Source organism: Acinetobacter sp. DL27, assembly GCF_055810995.1.
This window is the reverse complement of sequence record NZ_CM147947.1, coordinates 2,000,122-2,021,052: the sequence shown is the minus strand read 5'-3', so window position 1 is coordinate 2,021,052 and position 20,931 is coordinate 2,000,122. Positions and strand designations below refer to the sequence as shown.

Below are 20,931 nucleotides of genomic sequence, written 5' to 3'. Positions count from 1 at the left end.
AACTTAGGTCGTCTACATGAAACAAACGCTGCCTGAGCAGATTTATCCGTGGCATCAAAATGTTTGGGAAACTTTAACCACGCGATTTCCGAATATTGGTCATGGCTTATTGTTTTATGGAAAAAAAGGTTGTGGTAAAGAGACTTTTGCTGAGCAGTTCCTTGCTTGGGTCTTATGTGCGAAGAGGCAGCCAAATCATTTGGCCTGTGGGGAGTGTGGGAGTTGTCAGTGGTTAAAGGCGGATACACACCCGAATTATGTGCACATCACTACCGATGAAGACAATAAGAAACAAAATGCCAAGATCAAAATTGAGAAAATTCGTGATCTGCTGCCTTTTGTGCAGCAAACGGTAGACGGTTGGCGCGTCATCATTATTGAACCAGCCGAAGCTTTAAATACAGCTTCAGCCAATGCTTTATTGAAAACGCTTGAAGAACCAGGTGATCGTGTTGTTATCATTTTATTGGCAGATCATTATTTAAAACTGCCTGCAACCATTCGCAGTCGTTTGCAACATTTTGCTTTGGATCGCATAAATGAACAGCAAGCAGAGCAATTTTTAAATCAGCATTTGTCCCATAGCGATTTGGCACAACAACATTTGTTGATGAATTTGTCCAATCATATGCCGTTGCAGGCAATTACATTGTCCGAGAGTGAATGGATTCCTCAACGTGCTGAATTTTTAAAAGATTGGCAAAAGTTGGTGATGGATAAAAATATGCCGATGGCAATTGCGACCAAGTGGAATAAAGTGCTGACATTTAGTGATTTTAGTCAAATGTTTGAGTACTTGTTGTCAGATTTGATTTGTGTCAAGCTAAATCAGCAATTAAAAAACACTGATTTGGATTTCAGTGTGCTGGCAGAACGGTATTCACTTGAAACTTTATTTTCAATTTATGCCGAGCTGCAACAGTCAAAACAATATATTGAACAAAACGTACAAACTAATTTAGTGCTCGACCAATTGTGTATTCGGTTGATGGATGTTTAAAACAGGGGAATTTTATGCAACCACGTATGGGCGGAATCATTCAAGCCAATATTCCAGATAAAGCAACGTTATATGCAAGCTACATGCCCTTTGTGGTTGGTGGCGGTTTATTTATTCCATCCAAGCAACCTGTAAAAATGGGAGAAGAAGTCTTTGTTTTGGCAACATTGCCAGAGCAAGCACAGAAAATTCCTCTAACAGGTAAAGTGATTTGGATTTCACAAAAGCAAAATGGAATCAAACTCCAAGGATTTGGTATTCAACTTTCTGGGGAGAAAGGGGTTTATTACAAATCAGAAGCGGAAAAGTTGCTTGCAGGTCTTAAGTCTGAAGGGCGAACTAGTTACACTATGTAATTAAGTATATGAAGTAGGAAACGCCTGTGTTTGTAGATACGCATTGCCATTTAACCATGCTAGATTTAACCCCTTATGATGGGGATTTGGATTTAGCATTAGCGCAAGCACGTGCAGCGGGCGTTCATCGCTTTATGAGTATCTCGGTTGATCTTGATGATTATATTGAGCTAGCAAAAATTGCGGCACGGCATGACGATGTGGGCTATAGCGTCGGGGTGCATCCTTGTGAAGATCCTGAAACCATGGCTCGTGCGACCACAGACTATTTAATTGAGTTGGCGCAGCCTGAAAAAGTTTGGGCAATTGGTGAGACTGGGCTTGATTATTTTCATAGTGCAGATTTCATTGCTGAGCAAAAAGACTGTTTTGCACGACATATTCATGCTTCACAAGCCGTAAAAAAACCAGTTGTTGTGCATACCCGTTCTGCCAAGCACGATACTGTCGATATTATTCGTGCTGAAAAATCGACCCATGGAATTTTGCATTGCTTTACAGAAGACTGGGAAACCGCCAAAGCTGTCTTAGACTGCGGTTATTATGTGTCATTTTCAGGGATTGTATCTTTTAAAAATGCGCAAGACCTGCGTGATGTAGCGAAGCAAGTTCCTTTAGATCGCTTATTAATTGAGACGGATAGTCCTTATTTGGCACCGATGCCATATAGAGGAAAGTCTAATGAGCCAAAGTACGTTCCTTATGTAGCCAAAGCCTTGGCAGATGTATATGATAAGTCCTTGGAAGAGATGGCTTTCATCACAACACAGAACTTTGAAAACCTTCTCAACATGAAGTAAATAAATTGAAACGATAAAAGCGTATAAGAGAGTACTAGGGTGAAAATGGATCGTCAGGCTCAGTTTCGAGCAAGAGAAGCGTTAATTTTCCAAGTGGCTGAACAGTTGCTTTTAGAAAATGGCGAAGCAGGGATGACCCTTGATGCATTGGCTGCAGAATTAGATCTAGCAAAAGGTACGCTTTATAAGCATTTTCAAAGTAAAGATGAACTCTATATGTTGCTCATTATTCGTAATGAGCAAATGTTGCTTGAAATGATTAAAGATACAGATAAACAGTTCCCTGAACATCTAGCTTTTTTTATGTTACATCATTTGCATCATCCTGAACGCACGGTGTTGTTTCATCAAATAGAAGAGCGACTATCGACCACGGGTGTTGGGATCTATCATTTATTTACTGAACTTTATCAAATTCGAAAGCAACGTCTACGTTTAATTATCCGTATGACCGAGCGGTATTTGGAGTCGATCGAGAGTCAAATGACAGTACGTGATTATTTGGCATCGATTTGGTCTTTGACGCATGGTGCCGCTGCGATTTTGAACTCTAGTTTTTATCAACGGTATTTGGGTTCGCGTGATACTTTGCGCGTGGCCTACATTGACCAAGCTCTGGCGATGCCTAAACAAACGGGCGCAGCAGGATATCTTGCTTAGCGGATAGGATGTATGAAACAGAAACCACCTTCAAGGATTCAAGGATTTACACTGGTTGAATTGATGGTGGTTATTGTTATTATGGCCATTATGGCGTCATTGGTGATGTTGAATATCAATGGGGTCGATCAACGTAAAGCAGCGCAAGCCCGTGATTTTTTTATCATGGATGTACAGAAAATTGCACGTGAGGCAAATGATCAAGCACGTGTTTTGGCACTAGAAGTTCATCCTGCGACCGATGTGGCTGATTTTTCTTATGCTGTTGTTGAATATAAAAATCCTCAATTTACCATACCCACAGAACAGCAAAATAATGCAATGCTGAATCATCAAAAATGGCAAAAATATAATGAGTTCCCGCAGCAAGTGTTAGCTAAAAATGTTTCTTTTGCTGTGCAATCCTTAGACTATGATGTTTCCCAAGCCCGAAACGAGGATTTAACCCAAGAGAATGCGCCTAAACTGATTTGGTTGGGGAATGGTGAAGCCAAACCTGTTCGTATTCAATTTTATTATGCCAATGAGCCTGTGGGTGCAGAAATTGAAATTGATCATTTGGGTAAAATAAATGCGAGCTAAAGATTTAAAGAATAGTCTGCCAGCTTGCGCTCGGATGAAACATTATTTCATTAATCCTCACTCAGGATTTACATTGCTGGAAGTGATGGTGGCACTGGCTATTTTTGCTACAGCAGCGGTCGCTTTAACCAAAGTGGGTATGCAATATACTCAGTCTACAGCCCACGCCATCTTGCGTACCAAGGCACAATTTGTTGCCTTGAATGAAATTTCGATGATGGAAATCAATCGTGATTGGCTACAAGGCACGGCCTCTAAACAAATCACCCAACAAGGTGAAACTTGGCAAATTGATAAATCAGCGCAGGCAACGATTAGTACTAATGTGCAACGCGTCAATGTACAAGTGAGCTTGGTGAATACAGAAACTGGAAAAGTAGATTCGGGTGTTACGAGTTTAGTTTTTTTCAACCATCGTGATGGAACCCAACCATGACAAAACGCTCAGGCTTTACTTTGGTTGAGTTATTGGTGGCAATCGCGATTTTTGCTGTGCTTTCAGCTCTGGGTTGGAAGGTTTTTGATTATCTGATCAAGATTAAAGAGCGAAATACCCAACATGAACAACGCTTAGGTCAGCTACAAGAAGCATATCAGCAAGTGTTACGTGACACGGTGCAAATTGTTCCAATTACTGCCAATGTTGCAGGGCAGGTTCAACCCGCAGTCATGTTGCAAAATGGTCAGTTAACCTTTAGTAAAACTGGCGTGACTGATCCTTTGATGCAAGGCATACCGCCTGAAGAGCGAGTTGAATATATTTATAAAGCAGATGAAAAAAAACTGTACCGTTATAAATATAAAAATTTAAATCAAACCGGTAATGATCAACCTGAAACCAGTGTTTTACTTGATTCAGTTGATCAATTTCAAATTATGTTACTCAATCCCAATGAAATGGCACAATGGCCTGAGGTGGCATTGAGTGAAAATGATGTAACTCAGGCAAAGATACTACCGCGCGGTTTAAAAATAAACCTCACTGTCAATGAAGTGAGTTATGAATGGGTGTTTAGTTTGTTAAATACCGACTTTTTAAAACAAAAAAATTAAGTTGCAGGATATGAAACTCACGGACTCTATGCAAAACCATTTTTCCTTAAATGTCTTCGTTGTAAATAGGTGGATGTTTTGAAGCGCTCTCAGCATGGCATTGCATTGATCACCATTTTGGTGATGGTGGCTTTAGCAACCATCCTTGCGGCTACGATTGCGAAACATCAGCGCAATACCGCAGAGAGTACGGCTTATTTAATGCGACAAAACCAAGCTCTGTTATACGCAAAAAGTGCTGAAGCTTTTTTTTCTGAGCTGTTGGTGGATGATGCTCAAAATGCAGCAGAGGTCGATCATCTACAAGAAACGTGGGCGAAGCCCATGCCTGCTTTCCCAGTGGAAGATGGTTTTGTTTCTGGGCGTTTAGAAGATGAGTCAGGAAAATTTAATTTAAATGCTTTAGTTAAGTCGGATAAAAAGCCGAATGAGGCTGCAAAACTTTGGTTTGAAAAGCTATTAGTACGTGTTGGGTTGCCTGCGCAACTTTCAGAAGCAGTGATTGATTGGCAAGATGAAGATGATGAAGTCAGTGGGCCGATGGGTGCTGAATCTGCTTATTATCAAAGTTTAGCTCAGGGGTATTTGGCGCCAAATCGTGCTTTTTATAATGTTGAACAGTTGAAGTTGGTGCGTGGGTTTGAGGGGCGTAATTATCAACTGATTGCACCTTATGTGAGTGCTTTACCGAGTAATGAATTAAAGGTGAATGTAAATACTGCACCTGCGCTGGTGCTGGCCAGCATTGATCCTAAGTTGGATGTATCTGCTATTCAAAATTTACAAAAGCAAAGACGGGCCAATTTGGAGCATTTTTCCAATGTTAATGAACTGTGGGAGGTTGATCTGTTTAAGCAAGTGGACGAGGCTCAGCGGGCTGCTGTTAATGATTTTCTCGGGGTACAATCGAACTATTTTAAAGCGAGAATTGAAGTGTTGCTGAGTGAGCGTAAGCGTCAGTTTAGTAGTGATTTGGTGCGAAAAGATCAAGCGGCATATGTGGCTTATCGGAGTATGTCACCTTTTTAAAGGCTAAATGTAAGGCTGATATGATTTACCAATTGGATTGAACAATAAAATAAATGAGCATAGGTTTACTTTTGCTTTATAATTAAAGTCAATTCTCAGAAAGTTTGATTGCATTACGGCATATGTTAATTCGTAAGTTATTTAAGTTTGAAAATGCCCATATTGTACGCAACTGTACATCGGATCGTTGTAAACGCTCTATTCATGGTCATAGTTATAAAGTTGAATTATTCCTCAAAGCATCGAAATTAGATCATGGTCAAATGGTTTATGACTTTGGCTTGCTGAAAGGGGTGATTAAAGACCTTTATGACGCTTTTGATCATGCGATTTGTTTTTGGCAAAACGATGATCCAGAATATATCCAAGCATGTAAAACATTTAGTGCACGTTGGGTGTCGCTACCTGTTTCGCCATCGGCTGAACAATTTTCACGTATTTTCTTTTATCTTGCACAACAAGTACTCGCATCGACCGTGACTCAAAACGGTGAAGGCGATGTAGAGGTGTACTCGGTGATTGTGCATGAGACCGATACGGGCTATGCGCAGAGTTTTATTGAAGATATTGAAAATGTACAGATGGGGCTTTTAGATTTAAGCCAGATCGAGTTTTCAGAACAAATCCAAGCGGAATGGACGGACACTGAAATGTATACCAAATTAAAAGAAGGTATCCAATTTCACAATCCGAATGTAGAATTGCAAGTCAAACTGTGAAATTTGTCACGGAATATACAGTAAGGGAATAAGGCGCAAGTATGTCTTTAACAGAACAACAGCAAACCAAGCTTGATAAAATTCAGCTGGATGCCAGTTGGAAACATGGATTAAGTGACTTTTTGCTTAGTACTAAGATGGATGCGTTAAAGCAGTTTCTTGTTACGGAAATAAAAGCGAATAAAGTGATTTATCCGCCAAATGCGCTGATTTTTAATGCATTTAATACGACGCCTTTGGCGAATGTAAAAGTGGTAATACTCGGACAAGACCCATATCATGGACCGAATCAAGCACATGGGCTCAGTTTCTCTGTGCAAAAGGGGCTTGCTTTACCACCATCTTTACGTAATATTTTCCATGAGTTAAATAAAGATTTAGGAATTGATATTCCTAAACATGGGGATTTAACTCGGTGGGCGCAGCAAGGAGTTTTGCTGTTAAACAGTGTATTAACCGTTGAAGCTGGTCAACCCACATCACATCAAAAACAAGGTTGGGAAGACTTTACCGATCACGTGATTGATGTTTTAAATGAACAGCGCGAGCATATTGTTTTTATTCTTTGGGGAGCATATGCGCAGCGGAAAGGACAACGGATTGATCAAGAAAAGCATTTGGTGTTAAAGGCGGCGCATCCGTCACCTTTGGCAGCAAACCGTGGTGGATTCTTCGGTTGTAAAGTTTTTTCAAAATCCAATAATTATCTTAAACAACATGGCATTGAGCCTATAGATTGGCAGCTGGACGCATGACATATTCTCCCGTTTCTAAAAACTACCATCCAGATTTGATTGTAGAAGAAGCAAAAAATGGTTGGCGCATTGTTCGTCTAAATAGACCAAAATCACTTCACGCTTTAGATGAAACGATTGTTTCAGCTTTATTTGAAGTGTTTCAAGATTTTCATAGTGATGACGCAGTAAAAGCCATTTGGTTGGATTCAACCACACCAAAAGCATTCTGTGCGGGTGGTGATGTACGTAAACTTCGTCAACTGGTTATTAACGATGAAGTTGAAACAGCCAATCAGTTCTTTGAGCAAGAATATGCTTTAGATTTATTACTACACAACTATGCTAAGCCTGTCTTGGTCTGGGGTGAAGGTTATGTCATGGGCGGTGGTTTAGGTCTGTTTATGGCAGCGCCATTCCGTTTGGTGACACCGCATTCACGTTTAGCGATGCCTGAAATTAATATTGGTTTGTACCCAGATGTGGGTGCAACGCGTTTCTTGGCGGATCGTGGGGCGATTGGTTTGTTCACAGGCTTAACGGGTTCAATCATGACGGCTGCGGGTGCATATGGTATTGGTTGGGCAACACACATCTGTGATGCGCAGCGTAATACGGTACTTGAGAAAGTCATCAATATTGACTGGAACCATTATCCTGCGGGTGATTTTAGAGCCATTGATGACACATTAAACAGTATGCATCGTCCGGTAGGTCCAGGTCCATTGCAGAACTCTTTGGATGTCATTCATAGTGTGTGTCGTGGTGTGAACTTCGAGCATGATTATGATGCTATTGTTGGTTTAAGTGATGCACGTAGTGATTGGCTTCGTCAAGCCAGTGAAAACTTGCAAAAAGGCTCACCAACAACTGCTGCATTAACATGGTTGTTATGGCAGTGGGGTAAGCAGGTTCATTCTTGGAATGAAGTGTTTGAGCTTGAAACGCAAATTTCGGACTGGAAAATTCGTCATGCAGACTTTGTTGAGGGTGTGCGTGCGCGTTTAGTAGATAAAGACTTGTCACCAGCATGGAAACAAGGGGCTAGTAATAGCTTAAAGGGTATTTTCGCTGGTAATCCACCAACAACGAGTATTGAAAGCTGGAATGAACTCCTTAAACATTACGATGTAATCTAATCTTTATGACTGATGTTTTAAAAACAGATAGTGAATGGATGCAGCTTGCTTTAGAGCAGGCTGCTATTGCAGCGTCAAAAGGTGAAGTCCCAGTTGGGGCGGTCATTGTGAGTCAAAATAAAATTATTGGTTCGGGCTTTAATGCGCCTATTACGCTAAATGACCCTACCGCACATGCTGAGGTTCAAGCGCTGCGCGATGCCTGTCAAAATATACAAAACTATCGTTTACCTGATGATGCGGTCATGTATGTAACGCTTGAGCCTTGTACCATGTGCGTGGGCGCTTTAGTACATGCACGCGTTTCAAAAGTGGTATTTGGTGCGACAGAGCCGAAAGCGGGCTCTCTTATAAGTGCACGTAAATTATTTGAAACGGGCTATTACAATCATCAGTTCTTGGTTGAGTCAGGTTGTTTACATGAGCAATGCTCACAGCAGCTCAGTCACTTTTTTAAAATGCGCCGCGAACAAAAGCGACTATCCCGTCTACAAGAAAAGGGATGAATCCATTCGTAAAATAATAATTTCATGTAAAATGAAATGACAATAATTATTGTCAAATAAGGCGTTGGAACCACCATGAATAATATTCAGATTAAAAAAGAATTTAATGCACCCGTAGAGCAGGTGTTTGATTTACTTTCTAAGCACTCGACCTATAACGTTGCTTTTGCACCAGTTCAAGTGGTGCGAGTGAAAGATTCAGCAGATCCAGAACGTCCAGATGGACTTGGTTCTGTACGTCGTATGGGTTTTGGTCCAATTAAGCCACTGCAAGAGCAAATCACATTAATGAATGTGAATGAGCGCATTGAATACAAGATTATTAAAAATCCACTCATCAAACATCATTTGGGTATCATTGAATTTGAGCCGATTGACTCGAATAAAACTTTAGTGACCTATACGATTGAATTACAGGCACGTGCACCTTTTGTAAGTAAATTAATCCTTGCACAGCTTAAATCTGCGATTAAACTAGGTTTTTCAAAACTCGCTAAATCTGTATAACAAACTTTGGGTAAGCAATGACAGTTCAAATAATCACAATTGATGGTCCAAGTGGTTCGGGTAAGGGCACACTGGCTGCGAAAATAGCAGCTCATTATCAATTTCATTTACTTGATTCGGGAGCGTTATATCGCTTGTTGGGCCTGTCATTGCATCAACAGGATTTGTTGGATGCTTTGTCAGGCGAACTGAGTCAGTGTGTCGAAATTGCTAAACATTTAGACATACAATTTTTAAGTTCTGCACAAGGCACACAAGTCTTGCTCAATGGTGAAGATGTTAGTCAAACCATTCGAACTGAACGAGTTGGTGAGTTTGCATCAAAAGTTGCAACAATTCCTGAGCTTAGAGCTGCGCTGGTCGATCGCCAACATGCTTTTGCACAAGCACCGGGCTTGGTTGCAGATGGCCGAGACATGGCAACATCCATCTTTCCAGAGGCCCAAGCCAAGATTTATTTAACCGCTTCAGCCCAATCTCGTGCTGAACGCAGAGTAAAGCAGTTGCAGGGTATGGGGCTGGATGCTAAAATAAACGATATTTTAGCTAATATTGAGGCGCGTGATAAACGTGACATGGAGCGAGAAGTTGCTCCGCTCAGACCAGCGGCTGATGCTTACATCATTGATAGTTCAGAACTGAACGTTGATGAGGTGTTTCAGCTCATGACGGCTTATATCGATAAGCAATTAGCAATCTAACGAATTTTTATATTCAGCAGAAGCATAGCTTGATCAGTTCAATATGGACTATGTAGACGCTTAACTAAACCGGCCTTGTCTGATCCAAGACCGCTGACTTTATCAGGTATATCATGACCGAATCTTTTGCAGCCCTCTTTGAAGAAAGCGAATTAAACCTCAACGTTGAAAAGGGTGCTGTCATCCAAGGCGTTGTAGTAAACATCGATTCTGATTGGGTAACAGTTGACACTGGCCTTAAATCAGAAGGTATTGTTGACCGCGCTGAATTCTTAAATGAACAACGCGAACTTGAAGTTCAAGTTGGCGACACTGTTGATGTTGTTGTTGAAGCGCTTGACAACGGCATGGGTCAAACAGTTTTATCACGTGAAAAAGCGAAACGTGCTGAAACTTGGACTAAACTTGAAAAAATCTTTGAAGACGGCGAAATCGTTACTGGTGTTATCTCTGGTAAAGTTAAAGGCGGTTTCACTGTTGACATCGGTCCAGTTCGTGCGTTCCTTCCAGGTTCTTTAGTTGATACTCGTCCTATTCGTGATACTACTCACTTAGAAGGTAAAGAGTTAGAATTTAAAGTAATCAAACTTGATGCTAAACGTAACAACGTTGTTGTATCTCGTCGTGCTGTTATGGAAGCTGAATCTTCAGCTGACCGTGAAGCTCTTCTTGCTCAGCTTGAAGAAGGTCAAACAGTTACTGGTACTATCAAAAATCTTACTGACTACGGCGCATTCGTTGACCTTGGCGGTATTGATGGTCTTCTTCACATCACTGACATGGCTTGGAAGCGTATCAAGCACCCATCAGAAGTTGTTGAAGTTGGTCAAGAAGTTACTGTTAAAGTACTTAAGTTTGACAAAGAACGTAACCGCGTATCTTTAGGTCTTAAGCAATTAGGCGAAGATCCATGGTTAGCGATCATGAACCGTTACCCTAAAGGTTCAATCGTTAAAGCTCGCGTAACTAACTTAACTGACTACGGCTGTTTCGCAGAAATCGCTGAAGGCGTTGAAGGTTTAGTACACGTTTCTGAAATGGACCACACGAACAAAAACATCCACCCATCTAAAGTTGTTCAGATTGGTGATGAAGTTGATGTTATGGTTCTTGAAGTTGACGAAGAGCGTCGTCGTATTTCTCTTGGTATCAAACAAACTCGTGCTAACCCATGGGAAGAGTTTGCTAAGAACCACGACAAAGGTGAAAAAGTTTCAGGTACTATCAAGTCAATCACTGACTTCGGTATCTTCATCGGTTTACCAGGCGGTATCGATGGTCTAGTTCACTTGTCTGACATTTCTTGGAACGAACAAGGCGAAGAAGCTATCCGTCGTTACAAGAAGGGTGACACAGTTGAAGCGGTTATCTTGTCTGTAGACGCTGAAGGCAACCGTATCAGCCTTGGCATTAAGCAAATGAACAGCGATCCGTTCAACGATTTCTTAGCTGCTAACGAACGCGGTGCACTTGTAAAAGGTACTGTAACTGCTGTTGACGCTCGTGGCGCAACACTTAAGTTAGCTGACGAAGTTGAAGCGACTCTTAAAGCATCTGAAATCAACCGCGACCGCGTTGAAGATGCAACTAAGTTCCTTGAAGTTGGTCAAGAAGTTGAAGCGAAAATCATCAACGTAGATCGTAAATCTCGCTCTATCAACTTGTCTATCAAAGCGAAAGACGAAGCTGAAGAGAAAGAAGCAGTTGCTAACTTGAAGACAGCAACTACTGGTCAAGACAATGGTCCTAAGACTATTGGTGATTTGATCAAAGCTCAAATGGGCAACTAAGTAGATGTTTGAATTGTATTGTTAATGTAAGTTAACTAATACTTTTTACACAAATACAATAAACGGTAGCGTAGTATTCACTTATTACGCTACCGTTTTGTATTTAAACAGGTTATTATCAATCTATCTACAAGGTAGCTTGATAATTAAAGAGGTCGCAGATGACTACTGAAGCACTTAATAAGTCTGACTTAATAGAGCGTATTTCTCTTAAAAACCCGCACTTAGCAGAGCCATTAGTGGAAGAAGCTGTTAAGATTATGATTGATCAAATGATTGCATCTTTGTCTTCAGATAATCGTATTGAAATTCGTGGTTTTGGTAGTTTTGCACTCCATCACCGTGAGCCTCGTGTTGGGCGTAATCCTAAAACGGGTAAGTCGGTAGAAGTGGCTGCTAAAGCTGTTCCACATTTCAAACCAGGTAAAGCATTACGTGATGCAGTAAACGAGACTGCAGGCGAATAAAATTTATTGGGGTGCTTATGCGTTACGTATTATTCGCATTATTAATTGTACTGTTTGGCTACTGCCTAGCTTTGGTACTACAAAACGGAACTGAGCTAACCGTTGATCTGTTGTTTATACAGGTTCCAGCAATGCGTTTAGGTCTATTGTTATTATTAACAATGGCTTTAGGAATTGTGTTGGGTTTGTTAATTGGTGTTCAGGTATTTCGTGTATTCCAGAAAGGTTGGGAAATTAAGCGACTACGTAAAGACATTGATCACCTTCGTAAAGAGCAGATTCAATCCGCTCAGCTGGCTGCTGCTGAAGCTGCAGCACATACAAGACATGAGAAAACGGTGTTAGATATCAATCCTAATGATCGTCCATCTACACCGCTTTAAGCCACAATATGAATTAAGGTTTTTATCTTACCAAGTATTGAAGCAAGTTTGATTTAAACGCCTTTGGATATATAGCCAAAGGCGTTTTTTATTGTGATTTAAAATATTGATAACTATATAAAAAGTATATGAATAAAGAACTTAGTTTGAATTTTAAATAGTTTTTAGAAAAATAGTCTTGGTCGTTTTAGGCTTAATCCGTATAATGCCATAATTTTGTGAGTTTGAAGGGTCTCCCCATGAGTATTATTGTTGCCTTAGATGCAAAAAGTCATTATGACGCAATGACGATTGCTGGGCAATTAGACCCTCAATTATGCCGTGTAAAAGTCGGTAAAGAATTATTTACCCATGAAGGCTCATCTATTGTTAAAGCTTTACATGGTGAAGGCTTTGAAGTCTTTTTAGATCTAAAATTTCACGATATTCCAAATACGACTGCGCAAGCGGTATGTGCTGCTGCAGATATGGGGGTTTGGATGGTAAACGTCCATGCTTCAGGTGGCCGTAAAATGATGGAAACTTGCGTTGAGCGCTTAAAGGCGGGTAATTATAACACTCAACTGATTGCAGTAACGGTATTAACCTCGATGGGCCGTGAAGATTTAGCCGATATTGGTCTGGATATTGAACCATTTGAACAAGTCAAACGTTTAGCAAAATTGACTAAAGACAGTGGTTTAGATGGTGTGGTATGTTCAGCGCAAGAAGCAAAAATGTTGCGTGAGGCTTTGGGTTCAGAGTTTGCTTTGGTGACGCCGGGCATTCGCCCTGAGGGTTCAAGTGCGGATGACCAAAAGCGTATTGTAACGCCAAAACAAGCAATGTTAGACGGTGCAACACATCTAGTGATTGGTCGACCAATTACGCAGTCTGCAAACCCGTGTCAGATGCTCAAAGATATTTTAGCGACGCTTTAAGCGACTAGAAATTTAAAAAGCCTTTCTTTCGAAAGGCTTTTTTTATGGATTAAATTTTTTTAAAAATTGTTTGTAATTTACGTGGAAATAGCAAAATAAAAAGACGGCATCGAATAGAGCGCTACGCTTTATAGTGCAGCCAATACGCTGACGACAATTGGTGCCAAAACTGACAGAATGAAACCGCTCACCATGGCATGTGGAATAAAGTCATTCCCACAGGCTTGTTTGACCATTGGCAGTGTGACATCCATTGCTGTAGCGCCTGCAGATGAAATCGCAGAGCGAGGGTAACGCCAGCCAATGATGTACATAAACACAATCGCAAAGATTTCTCTGAACAAATCATTCATCAGTGCAATACTGCCTAAATGTGCATTCTTTAACTCTGTGACCACAATGCCAGTCATAGAGTAGAAACCATAACCTTGAGATAACATAATCAAGTCTTTTAGTTGAATGCTCGGCACAAAATAGGCCGTTACAAACGCCCCGATAATTGAACCCAGAATACAACCAAGTGGAACGAGCAGGATTTGCCAGTTCAACCATGAGCGATCTAGTGGCGAATAGGCTAAATCAAGCCCAATCAGGAACATGAAAACCAGTAACAAGTTCCATGTACTGATATGAAGCGTATAGCCGAAAATTGAAGATAGCTCTGCCAAACCATAACCCAAGGCCAGTGCGATAAATGCATAACTGATATTGATTAATGATTTGCTCACAATGCTCATGGACACTTTGCCATGACTGGGTTGGTAGCCCAAAAGTTTAAATAATATGTAACAACAGACAAAAGCACCGATACTGGTCATAACTGCTAAAAGCGCTGCATGATTGAGTATCTGCCAAGGTTCGGCAATGCTATGCAACGTCGTTGAAAACTCAATCGCAATTGCGATTAAGAGAATATAAGTAAAATAGGGCAGGATTTGAAAGGCAAGTCGTTCAAGCCATTTGGGTAAACGACGCGCCAAAACAAATCCAAGTGCTAAACAAATAAGAAGCTGAAAAATCAACCAAAACGATTGCATGTCAAATAAAGTGTGAAAAAATACTAACTTATTATGACCGCGATCTTAATTTATTGCTTGACTATCTTGCTTAGAATTTAAAAAACGATAGTCCGCAGGATTGGCTTTTCGTGTTTTTAGCCAATACTTCCATGTATAGCTAGGCCATAAAGAGAAATTTTTCCCGTCCGCTTGTTGATACCAACTGACGCAGCCAGATTGCCAAATGGTATCTGTAAATTGACTTTGTAAATGCTGATTAAATTGATCTTGAATATCTGCTTTCACAACGATTGCTTGAGATTGGGTTTTTTCTGCCATCTCGATGAGCTGTAAAATGTAATTGACTTGTGACTCAATCATAAAAATAACCGAGTTATGACCTAAGACTGTATTGGGCCCTAAAAGCTGAAATAAGTTTGGGAAGCCTTTGGTGCTAATTCCATAGAAGCTTTCGGCTCCATCTTTCCACGCGTCTGTAAGCTCAACATGATTCAGCCCTGTACAGCTAAAGGATTTAAGATAAATACGTGGGTCAGTCACAAAACCTGTGCCATAGATGAGGCAATCAATCGGACGCTTTTTTCCATCTTTGGTGATGATACTGTCCTCAGTTAATTCCAAAATATCATTGGTAACCAACTCCACATTTTTACGGTTAAAGCTTGGATAATATTTGTTGGAGACCAAGATGCGTTTACAACCCATAATATAGTTGGGAATCAGCTTATCTGCAGTTTCAGGGTCTTTGACTTGATGGTGAATATACGCTTCTGCTAGTTTTTGTGCATATTTCATGACCTGTGGTTTCATAATGGGAACTACACGAGATTCATTTGTCCAATACAGACGAGCTCGATGAATTTTTCGAAACCAATCAAATCGATGAAACAGTCTTTTCTCAATGGGTAAATAACGACGTTCATCCCGAGGAATAACCCATGCAGCTGTCCTTTGTAGTACGTAGAGTTGCTTCACTTTTTCTGCAATTTCAGGAATATATTGAATCGCGCTACCCCCAGTGCCAATAGAGGCAACATTTTTATTGCTGAGGTCATAGTTATGATCCCACTGTGATGAATGGAAAACTTTGCCTTTAAACTTCTCGATACCCGCAATATGCGGAATTTGCGGTACATGCAACGGACCAGATGCGAAAATGACAAATTGAGCGGTCAGAGTTTCATTTTGATTGAGGGTGAGTTGCCATAAACACTGATTATCTAAGTAATGTGCAGCACTGACTTCGGTGTGAAAGCGGATATAAGGCTGCAATTGATGCTCAGCGGTAAGTGTTTGCATGTATTGATAAATTTCAGGTGCTTCAGCATAACGTTTAGACCAGTCGGTCTTGGGTGAAAAAGACAAGGAGTAGAGATGTGACTGTACATCACAAGCAGCGCCCGGATATTGGTTTTCACGCCATGTGCCACCTATTTCACTGGCTTTTTCCAAAATGACAAAATCACGAATATTATTTTGCAAAAGGCGAATAGCCATCGCTAAACCACCAAAGCCTGCACCAATAATGGCGATTTTTACCTGCGGGGGTGTTGAATTTGCTGCCTGCATTTGTTTTTCCTTTTTGTTTTACTTTATTGTAGAGCAACTATCCAGAAGGTCTATGATAGCCCTGACAAGAAAATTGATAGATTCGGCAATTGTTGTACGCTAGGTGGCTGTAGTAAAACATAGGCCAATATTTTGCTTTTAATTGATTATGAAACGTTCTGTACTTGGCTTGATGTATTTGATTCAAGGAATGCGTAAAGCAGGAGTCGCAGTCGATCAAAAGTTACAAAGCATTGGCTTACGTGTGGAGTCGCTTGATCCGAATGCGATCATTCATCCTGCTCTAGAGTGGGATATTTTGAAAATCATTGCAGAGGATATTGAGCCTGAGCAAGGCTTGTTCATTGGTCAGCATTATGTTTTGGCAGGATATGGCCCTTTATTGATGTTGTTGATGACCAGTCCAACGACACATACCGCGTTAGAACAGGGTATTCGCTATCAAAGTTTGACGCATTTGAGTGGCTTATTGGGTTTGAAAAAACAAAATGATCAAGTCGCACTATGTTATCTACCGCGAGACCTACAAACGTCTGTGGGACAGTTGCGTGCACATTCTGAGATAGCGGGAACCTATAAGTTTTTACAAGATATTTATAAGATGATTGGGCTGGAAATGCCTGGGATTCGAATTACTTTACCTGTTGCACGACCTGAAGATGCGAAAAAACTGGCGCTCTATCAGCAGGTTTATGGTCAACAAGTGAGTTTTGGTACGCAGCAAGCTGAATTTTGGTTTGACGAATGGGTTTTAAATGTACCAATTCCTTCAGCAGATTTGATGACATTTAACGTTTATGCAGGCAAATGTCAGGCGGAATTACAACGTTTGGAAGAAACGGCAGAGCAACCGAGCTTGATTCAGCGGGTGCAGGATTATTTGGAGTTGCAACGAGGTTTACTGCCGACCATGGCTGAAACCGCGCAAGCGTTGAATTTGCCAGAGCGAACCTTAAGACATCAGTTGCAACAGTTAAATAGCAGTTATAAACAAATTCGTGAGCAATTAATGAAAGACCGTGCACTACATTTGATGGAATATCAGGAATACTCCATTGAAATGATTGCAGAGTTATTGGGTTACTCGGAGCCTGCAGCCTTTAATCATGCATTTAAACGGTGGTTTGGTTACAGTCCACGACAATATGGGAAATAGCCTAAGCATAATTATGCCAAAGTGTTATATATTAACTTTTCCACTCCGCTATAATTGATATAGCCTAAAAACAGTATTAAATGATATGTCAGATTTTAATTCACCTACCGCATTCAGTCCTTTATCTCCTGCAGAGCGCTATGCGCAAGCCTTAGCATCCGGACAGTTCATGTCTGATGAGGCACAAGCTCAGGCCGTTCATGAGTTGGATCGCGTTTGGCATGAATTAATTCAACGTTTTAAGGCATCTAAAAAAGCATTCCGTCGTTTCCGTCGTCAAACTTCTCCCCGTGGTGTATATATGTGGGGTGGTGTAGGCCGTGGTAAAACATGGTTGATGGATCAGTTTTATGACTCAATTCCATTTCGTCGTAAAACACGGATGCACTTTCACCATTTTATGCAACATGTACATCGTGAGCTCAACAAGCTTTCAGGTCAGCGTAACCCTTTAGATGCGGTTGCGGATCAAATTTATAAAGAAGCAGTGGTCATTTGTTTCGATGAGTTCTTCGTCTCGAATGTGACGGATGCCATGATTCTTAGTGATTTGTTCCAAAAGCTTTTTGCACGTGGCATTACCTTGGTGGCAACCTCAAACATTGCGCCAGATGGTTTGTATAAAAACGGTATTCACCGTGATCGTTTCATTCCAACCATTGAAATGGTGAAGCAGCAGTGTGTGATTTTAAATGTAGATGCAGGCGTGGACTATCGTTTGCGTGTTTTAAAGCAAGCGCAACTCTTTAAATCTCCTTTAACACATGAGCACCAACGTTGGATCGCACAGCGTTTTAGCGCATTGACCCAAACTCAAACCATTTCAGATGAGCCGATTATTATTAATAATCGTATTGTAGAAACGGTCGGGCATACTGAAGATGTTTTATGGTGTGAGTATTCAGAGCTGTGTTTAAAACCACGTAGTCCTGCTGACTTTATCGAAATTGCAAATATTTATAATACGGTGTTGGTGAGTAATGTTCCGCATTTGACCGATTATCTTTCTGAAGGGACGCGTCGTTTTATTTATCTGGTCGATGAGTTTTATGACCGTGGGGTAAAACTGATTTTAACCTCAGAAGATACAATTATTGATTTGTACTCTGGTGATAAATTAGCCTTTGAAATTGAACGCACGCGTTCACGTTTATTGGAAATGCAATCAGATGATTACTTGAATGAAGCGCATCGACAAATACAAGCTGAAGCAAGTAAACAACAAGAAGAAATTTAAAAATATAAGCACCCAAAAGGGTGCTTTTTTTATGTGCATTTTCATCGATTAATTTATCGACTTTTTTGAATAATCATGGCTTAATCAGGATTGAAAATAGGGAGAATATTGGTTTTAAGTGTAAAAAATATACAAAACTGCACTTAAGTCTAATTTCGGCATTTCAAAAACTTAATAAACTACTAAAGAGCATTTTGTAAATTGATAATGCTTGTGCCTTGAGCAGTATTTTATTTGGTAGTTTGTATACTTTATTAAATAAAAAATGATCACTATTTCGCACGGTGATATTACTATTCAGCCAAGTTTAAATCGGTATACTAGAATCTCTTGTATAAAAAGTAGCAATATCAGGAAAGACAATGACTGCACGTATTCAAAAAGGCAAGTTAGCGATTGCTAAAGAACTTTACGATTTCATCGAAAATGAAGCACTTCCAGGTTCAGGTTTGGACAGTGAAACTTACTGGAAAAACTTTGAACAAGTCGTTGTCGATCTTAGCCCAAAGAACAAAGCACTATTGGCTAAGCGTGACGACATTCAAGCGAAGATCGATGAATGGCACCGCAACAACAAATTTGAACTTGGAGCTTACAAAGCTTTCCTTACTGAAATTGGCTACTTAGTACCAGAAGTAGAAGATTTCCAAATCAGCACAGAAAATGTAGATGAAGAAATTGCATTATTGGCTGGTGCGCAATTGGTGGTACCTGTGCGTAATGCACGTTACTGCTTAAATGCTGCAAACGCACGTTGGGGCTCTTTATATGACGCACTTTACGGTTTTGACGTGATCCCTGAAGACGGTGGCGCGGAAAAAGGTAAAGGCTATAACCCTGTACGTGGTGACAAAGTTATTGCATTTGCTAAAAACTTCTTAAATGAAACCTTCCCATTAGCAAATGGTTCGCATGCTGATGCGACAAAATATGCAGTTGAAAGCAAAAAGTTAGTTGTGACGTTAAAAGACGGTTCAACATCGACTTTGGCTAAAGAAGCACAATTTGTGGGTTTCAATGGCGAAGAATCTGCACCAACAGAAATCGTACTTTTAAACAATGGCTTACACGTTGTGATTGAAGTTGATGCAAACAGCCCAATTGGTAAAACAGATGCGGCTGGCGTAAAAGATTTAGTACTTGAGTCTGCTTTAACCACAATTCAAGACTTAGAAGATTCGATCGCTGCTGTAGATGCAGAAGAGAAAGTTGAAGGCTACCGTAACTGGTTAGGTTTGATGAAAGGTACACTTTCAGAGTCTATCGAGAAAAATGGTAAAACCGTTACGCGTACTTTGAATAAAGACCGTACGCACAAAAATTTGATTGGTGGTGAAACGAAACTTCATGGCCGTTCATTGATGCTTCTTCGTAACGTGGGTCACCTCATGACCAACCCTGCGATCCTTGTAGATGGCGCTGAAATCTACGAAGGGATTATGGATGCATTAATCACTCCACTATTGTCTTTCGCAGACATTAAAGGTGAAAACGAAAACAAGAACTCTCGTAAAGGTTCAATGTACATCGTAAAACCAAAAATGCATGGTCCTGAAGAAGTTGCTTTTGCTGTTGAGTTGTTTGAGCGTTCAGAACAAGCGCTTGGCTTGCCTGCAAAAACTTTAAAAATCGGTATTATGGATGAAGAACGTCGTACATCTGTAAACTTGAAAAACTGTATTGCGCAAGCAAAAGACCGTACGATCTTTATTAACACAGGTTTCATGGACCGTACAGGTGATGAAATCCATACCTTTATGGAAGCAGGTCCATTTGTTCGTAAGGGTGAAGTGAAATCACAAATTTGGTTCCCTGCATATGAAAACCGTAATGTAATGATCGGTCTTCAAGCGGGATTACGTGGTAAAGCGCAAATTGGTAAAGGCATGTGGCCAAAACCAGACATGCTTTTAGACATGTACAACACTAAGATTGAACATCCAGAAGCGGGCGCAAGCTGTGCATGGGTTCCATCTCCATCTGGTGCTGTTATTCACGCGATTCACTATCACCAATGCAACGTGTCTGAGCGTCAAAAAGAATTATTGAATACTCAGCCTTTATCATTAGATGATTTGTTAACACCACCTTTAGCGACAGATACCAACTGGACTGATGAAGAGAAAACCAAAGAGCTTGAAAATAACCTTCAAGGGATCTTGGGTTATGTTGTGCGTTGGGTTGACTTGGGTGTAGGTTGTTCGAAAGTTCCAGACATCAACAACGTTGGTTTAATGGAAGACCGTGCAACTTTACGGATTTCATCTCAACACGTTGCAAACTGGTTGCGTCATGGCATCGTATCTGCAGCGCAAGTTGACGAAGTGATGCAGCGTATGGCGAAAATCGTAGATGAGCAAAATGCAAACGATCCGCTTTACACACCTATGGCGCCAAGCTTCGATGGTTATGCATACAAAGCAGCGTATGACCTAGTGTTTAAAGGCGGTGAGCAGCCATCAGGTTATACAGAGCCACTTCTGCATGCTGCACGTTTGAAGTTAAAAGGTTATACAGGTGACTAATCTGTAAAGCTAAAAAAGCCTCTTCGGAGGCTTTTTTATTGGCTGAAATAAGTCGCACTATGTCTATGGAGGAAAACAA

Annotated in this window: 23 protein-coding genes; 21 read left to right on the top strand and 2 right to left on the bottom strand. The window is 40.6% G+C overall.

All coding sequences use genetic code 11. The features are described from left to right. The first annotated feature begins 16 nt into the window (after positions 1-16). From AC0KVP_RS09830 to pyrF, 18 genes are all read left to right on the top strand, one after another. Positions 17-1,000 carry a DNA polymerase III subunit delta' gene (locus AC0KVP_RS09830; protein ID WP_473336367.1) on the top strand — a complete coding sequence of 328 codons (984 nt, stop codon included), beginning with the start codon at positions 17-19 and terminating at the stop codon, positions 998-1,000. 14 nt (positions 1,001-1,014) lie between these two features. Continuing rightward, on the top strand, positions 1,015-1,356 hold the full coding sequence (locus AC0KVP_RS09825; RefSeq protein ID WP_058869739.1) for a PilZ domain-containing protein: 342 nt from the start codon (positions 1,015-1,017) through the stop codon (positions 1,354-1,356). Between the two features lie 26 nt (positions 1,357-1,382). Continuing rightward, positions 1,383-2,156, top strand: coding sequence for a TatD family hydrolase (locus tag AC0KVP_RS09820; protein WP_473336365.1), 774 nt, complete (start codon positions 1,383-1,385; stop codon positions 2,154-2,156). A gap of 45 nt (positions 2,157-2,201) precedes the next feature. Continuing rightward, positions 2,202-2,816: a TetR/AcrR family transcriptional regulator gene (locus AC0KVP_RS09815; RefSeq protein WP_004696845.1), complete on the top strand. Its 615-nt coding sequence runs from the start codon at positions 2,202-2,204 to the stop codon at positions 2,814-2,816. Between the two features lie 12 nt (positions 2,817-2,828). Continuing rightward, positions 2,829-3,398: a prepilin-type N-terminal cleavage/methylation domain-containing protein gene (locus AC0KVP_RS09810; protein WP_473336363.1), complete on the top strand. Its 570-nt coding sequence runs from the start codon at positions 2,829-2,831 to the stop codon at positions 3,396-3,398. Positions 3,399-3,432: 34 nt separating this feature from the next. After that, positions 3,433-3,834: a type II secretion system minor pseudopilin GspI gene (gspI, locus tag AC0KVP_RS09805; protein ID WP_473336361.1), complete on the top strand. Its 402-nt coding sequence runs from the start codon at positions 3,433-3,435 to the stop codon at positions 3,832-3,834. Further along, complete coding sequence (gene gspJ, locus AC0KVP_RS09800) at positions 3,831-4,451, top strand: type II secretion system minor pseudopilin GspJ (protein ID WP_004984837.1); 621 nt, start codon at positions 3,831-3,833, stop codon at positions 4,449-4,451. Before gspI ends, gspJ begins: the two co-directional genes overlap by 4 nt. Positions 4,452-4,529: 78 nt before the next feature. Beyond that, the gene (gene gspK / locus AC0KVP_RS09795; RefSeq protein WP_473336360.1) at positions 4,530-5,480 is read left to right on the top strand and encodes a type II secretion system minor pseudopilin GspK; all 951 of its coding nucleotides are present in this window, start codon (positions 4,530-4,532) and stop codon (positions 5,478-5,480) included. Positions 5,481-5,602: 122 nt separating this feature from the next. Then, positions 5,603-6,199, top strand: a complete 597-nt coding sequence (locus AC0KVP_RS09790; RefSeq protein WP_473336359.1) for a 6-pyruvoyl trahydropterin synthase family protein — start codon at positions 5,603-5,605, stop codon at positions 6,197-6,199. A gap of 41 nt (positions 6,200-6,240) precedes the next feature. Beyond that, the gene (ung, locus tag AC0KVP_RS09785; protein WP_004696856.1) at positions 6,241-6,954 is read left to right on the top strand and encodes a uracil-DNA glycosylase; all 714 of its coding nucleotides are present in this window, start codon (positions 6,241-6,243) and stop codon (positions 6,952-6,954) included. Next, positions 6,951-8,072: an enoyl-CoA hydratase/isomerase family protein gene (locus AC0KVP_RS09780; protein ID WP_259233845.1), complete on the top strand. Its 1,122-nt coding sequence runs from the start codon at positions 6,951-6,953 to the stop codon at positions 8,070-8,072. The genes ung and AC0KVP_RS09780 overlap by 4 nt, the downstream gene beginning before the upstream one ends. 5 nt (positions 8,073-8,077) lie before the next feature. Then, positions 8,078-8,578: a tRNA adenosine(34) deaminase TadA gene (tadA, locus tag AC0KVP_RS09775; RefSeq protein WP_332477366.1), complete on the top strand. Its 501-nt coding sequence runs from the start codon at positions 8,078-8,080 to the stop codon at positions 8,576-8,578. A gap of 75 nt (positions 8,579-8,653) precedes the next feature. Beyond that, positions 8,654-9,085, top strand: a complete 432-nt coding sequence (locus AC0KVP_RS09770) for an SRPBCC family protein (RefSeq protein ID WP_004696860.1) — start codon at positions 8,654-8,656, stop codon at positions 9,083-9,085. A gap of 17 nt (positions 9,086-9,102) precedes the next feature. Continuing rightward, entirely contained in the window at positions 9,103-9,786 is a 684-nt protein-coding gene (gene cmk / locus AC0KVP_RS09765; RefSeq protein WP_473336356.1) for a (d)CMP kinase, read from the top strand. 113 nt (positions 9,787-9,899) lie between these two features. Then, entirely contained in the window at positions 9,900-11,576 is a 1,677-nt protein-coding gene (rpsA, locus tag AC0KVP_RS09760) for a 30S ribosomal protein S1 (RefSeq protein ID WP_004696863.1), read from the top strand. Positions 11,577-11,737: 161 nt separating this feature from the next. Beyond that, positions 11,738-12,043: an integration host factor subunit beta gene (locus AC0KVP_RS09755; RefSeq protein WP_004696865.1), complete on the top strand. Its 306-nt coding sequence runs from the start codon at positions 11,738-11,740 to the stop codon at positions 12,041-12,043. Positions 12,044-12,060: 17 nt separating this feature from the next. After that, positions 12,061-12,426, top strand: coding sequence for a lipopolysaccharide assembly protein LapA domain-containing protein (locus tag AC0KVP_RS09750; RefSeq protein WP_004696867.1), 366 nt, complete (start codon positions 12,061-12,063; stop codon positions 12,424-12,426). A gap of 239 nt (positions 12,427-12,665) precedes the next feature. Continuing rightward, positions 12,666-13,346 carry an orotidine-5'-phosphate decarboxylase gene (gene pyrF, locus AC0KVP_RS09745; RefSeq protein WP_004984814.1) on the top strand — a complete coding sequence of 227 codons (681 nt, stop codon included), beginning with the start codon at positions 12,666-12,668 and terminating at the stop codon, positions 13,344-13,346. Between the two features lie 128 nt (positions 13,347-13,474). Here pyrF and AC0KVP_RS09740 read toward each other — a convergent pair whose 3' ends face one another. Together AC0KVP_RS09740 and AC0KVP_RS09735 are read right to left on the bottom strand one after the other, a co-directional pair. After that, on the bottom strand, positions 13,475-14,383 hold the full coding sequence (locus AC0KVP_RS09740) for a LysO family transporter (protein ID WP_473336352.1): 909 nt from the start codon (positions 14,381-14,383) through the stop codon (positions 13,475-13,477). A gap of 45 nt (positions 14,384-14,428) precedes the next feature. After that, positions 14,429-15,934, bottom strand: a complete 1,506-nt coding sequence (locus AC0KVP_RS09735; RefSeq protein ID WP_473336349.1) for a flavin-containing monooxygenase — start codon at positions 15,932-15,934, stop codon at positions 14,429-14,431. 148 nt (positions 15,935-16,082) lie between these two features. Between AC0KVP_RS09735 and AC0KVP_RS09730 the strand changes: the two genes are divergently transcribed. The 3 genes from AC0KVP_RS09730 (at position 16,083) to AC0KVP_RS09720 (ending at position 20,852) form a co-directional block, all read left to right on the top strand. Next, a complete protein-coding gene (locus AC0KVP_RS09730; RefSeq protein ID WP_473336347.1) occupies positions 16,083-17,090 on the top strand; it encodes an AraC family transcriptional regulator in 1,008 nt (335 codons plus the stop codon). An 85-nt stretch (positions 17,091-17,175) separates the two neighbouring features. Then, positions 17,176-18,327, top strand: a complete 1,152-nt coding sequence (gene zapE / locus AC0KVP_RS09725; protein ID WP_004696878.1) for a cell division protein ZapE — start codon at positions 17,176-17,178, stop codon at positions 18,325-18,327. Positions 18,328-18,689: 362 nt separating this feature from the next. Further along, positions 18,690-20,852: a malate synthase G gene (locus AC0KVP_RS09720; protein WP_473336345.1), complete on the top strand. Its 2,163-nt coding sequence runs from the start codon at positions 18,690-18,692 to the stop codon at positions 20,850-20,852. Positions 20,853-20,931 lie beyond the last annotated feature (79 nt).

Coding starts and splice junctions, on each gene's coding strand:
- AC0KVP_RS09830 (WP_473336367.1), top strand. CDS start 17: ATGAAACAAACGCTGCCTGAGCAGATTTATCCGTGGCATCAAAATGTT.
- AC0KVP_RS09825 (WP_058869739.1), top strand. CDS start 1,015: ATGCAACCACGTATGGGCGGAATCATTCAAGCCAATATTCCAGATAAA.
- AC0KVP_RS09815 (WP_004696845.1), top strand. CDS start 2,202: ATGGATCGTCAGGCTCAGTTTCGAGCAAGAGAAGCGTTAATTTTCCAA.
- AC0KVP_RS09810 (WP_473336363.1), top strand. CDS start 2,829: ATGAAACAGAAACCACCTTCAAGGATTCAAGGATTTACACTGGTTGAA.
- gspI (WP_473336361.1), top strand. CDS start 3,433: ATGAAACATTATTTCATTAATCCTCACTCAGGATTTACATTGCTGGAA.
- gspJ (WP_004984837.1), top strand. CDS start 3,831: ATGACAAAACGCTCAGGCTTTACTTTGGTTGAGTTATTGGTGGCAATC.
- AC0KVP_RS09790 (WP_473336359.1), top strand. CDS start 5,603: ATGTTAATTCGTAAGTTATTTAAGTTTGAAAATGCCCATATTGTACGC.
- ung (WP_004696856.1), top strand. CDS start 6,241: ATGTCTTTAACAGAACAACAGCAAACCAAGCTTGATAAAATTCAGCTG.
- AC0KVP_RS09780 (WP_259233845.1), top strand. CDS start 6,951: ATGACATATTCTCCCGTTTCTAAAAACTACCATCCAGATTTGATTGTA.
- tadA (WP_332477366.1), top strand. CDS start 8,078: ATGACTGATGTTTTAAAAACAGATAGTGAATGGATGCAGCTTGCTTTA.
- AC0KVP_RS09770 (WP_004696860.1), top strand. CDS start 8,654: ATGAATAATATTCAGATTAAAAAAGAATTTAATGCACCCGTAGAGCAG.
- cmk (WP_473336356.1), top strand. CDS start 9,103: ATGACAGTTCAAATAATCACAATTGATGGTCCAAGTGGTTCGGGTAAG.
- rpsA (WP_004696863.1), top strand. CDS start 9,900: ATGACCGAATCTTTTGCAGCCCTCTTTGAAGAAAGCGAATTAAACCTC.
- AC0KVP_RS09755 (WP_004696865.1), top strand. CDS start 11,738: ATGACTACTGAAGCACTTAATAAGTCTGACTTAATAGAGCGTATTTCT.
- AC0KVP_RS09750 (WP_004696867.1), top strand. CDS start 12,061: ATGCGTTACGTATTATTCGCATTATTAATTGTACTGTTTGGCTACTGC.
- pyrF (WP_004984814.1), top strand. CDS start 12,666: ATGAGTATTATTGTTGCCTTAGATGCAAAAAGTCATTATGACGCAATG.
- AC0KVP_RS09740 (WP_473336352.1), bottom strand. CDS start 14,383: ATGCAATCGTTTTGGTTGATTTTTCAGCTTCTTATTTGTTTAGCACTT.
- AC0KVP_RS09735 (WP_473336349.1), bottom strand. CDS start 15,934: ATGCAGGCAGCAAATTCAACACCCCCGCAGGTAAAAATCGCCATTATT.
- AC0KVP_RS09730 (WP_473336347.1), top strand. CDS start 16,083: ATGAAACGTTCTGTACTTGGCTTGATGTATTTGATTCAAGGAATGCGT.
- zapE (WP_004696878.1), top strand. CDS start 17,176: ATGTCAGATTTTAATTCACCTACCGCATTCAGTCCTTTATCTCCTGCA.
- AC0KVP_RS09720 (WP_473336345.1), top strand. CDS start 18,690: ATGACTGCACGTATTCAAAAAGGCAAGTTAGCGATTGCTAAAGAACTT.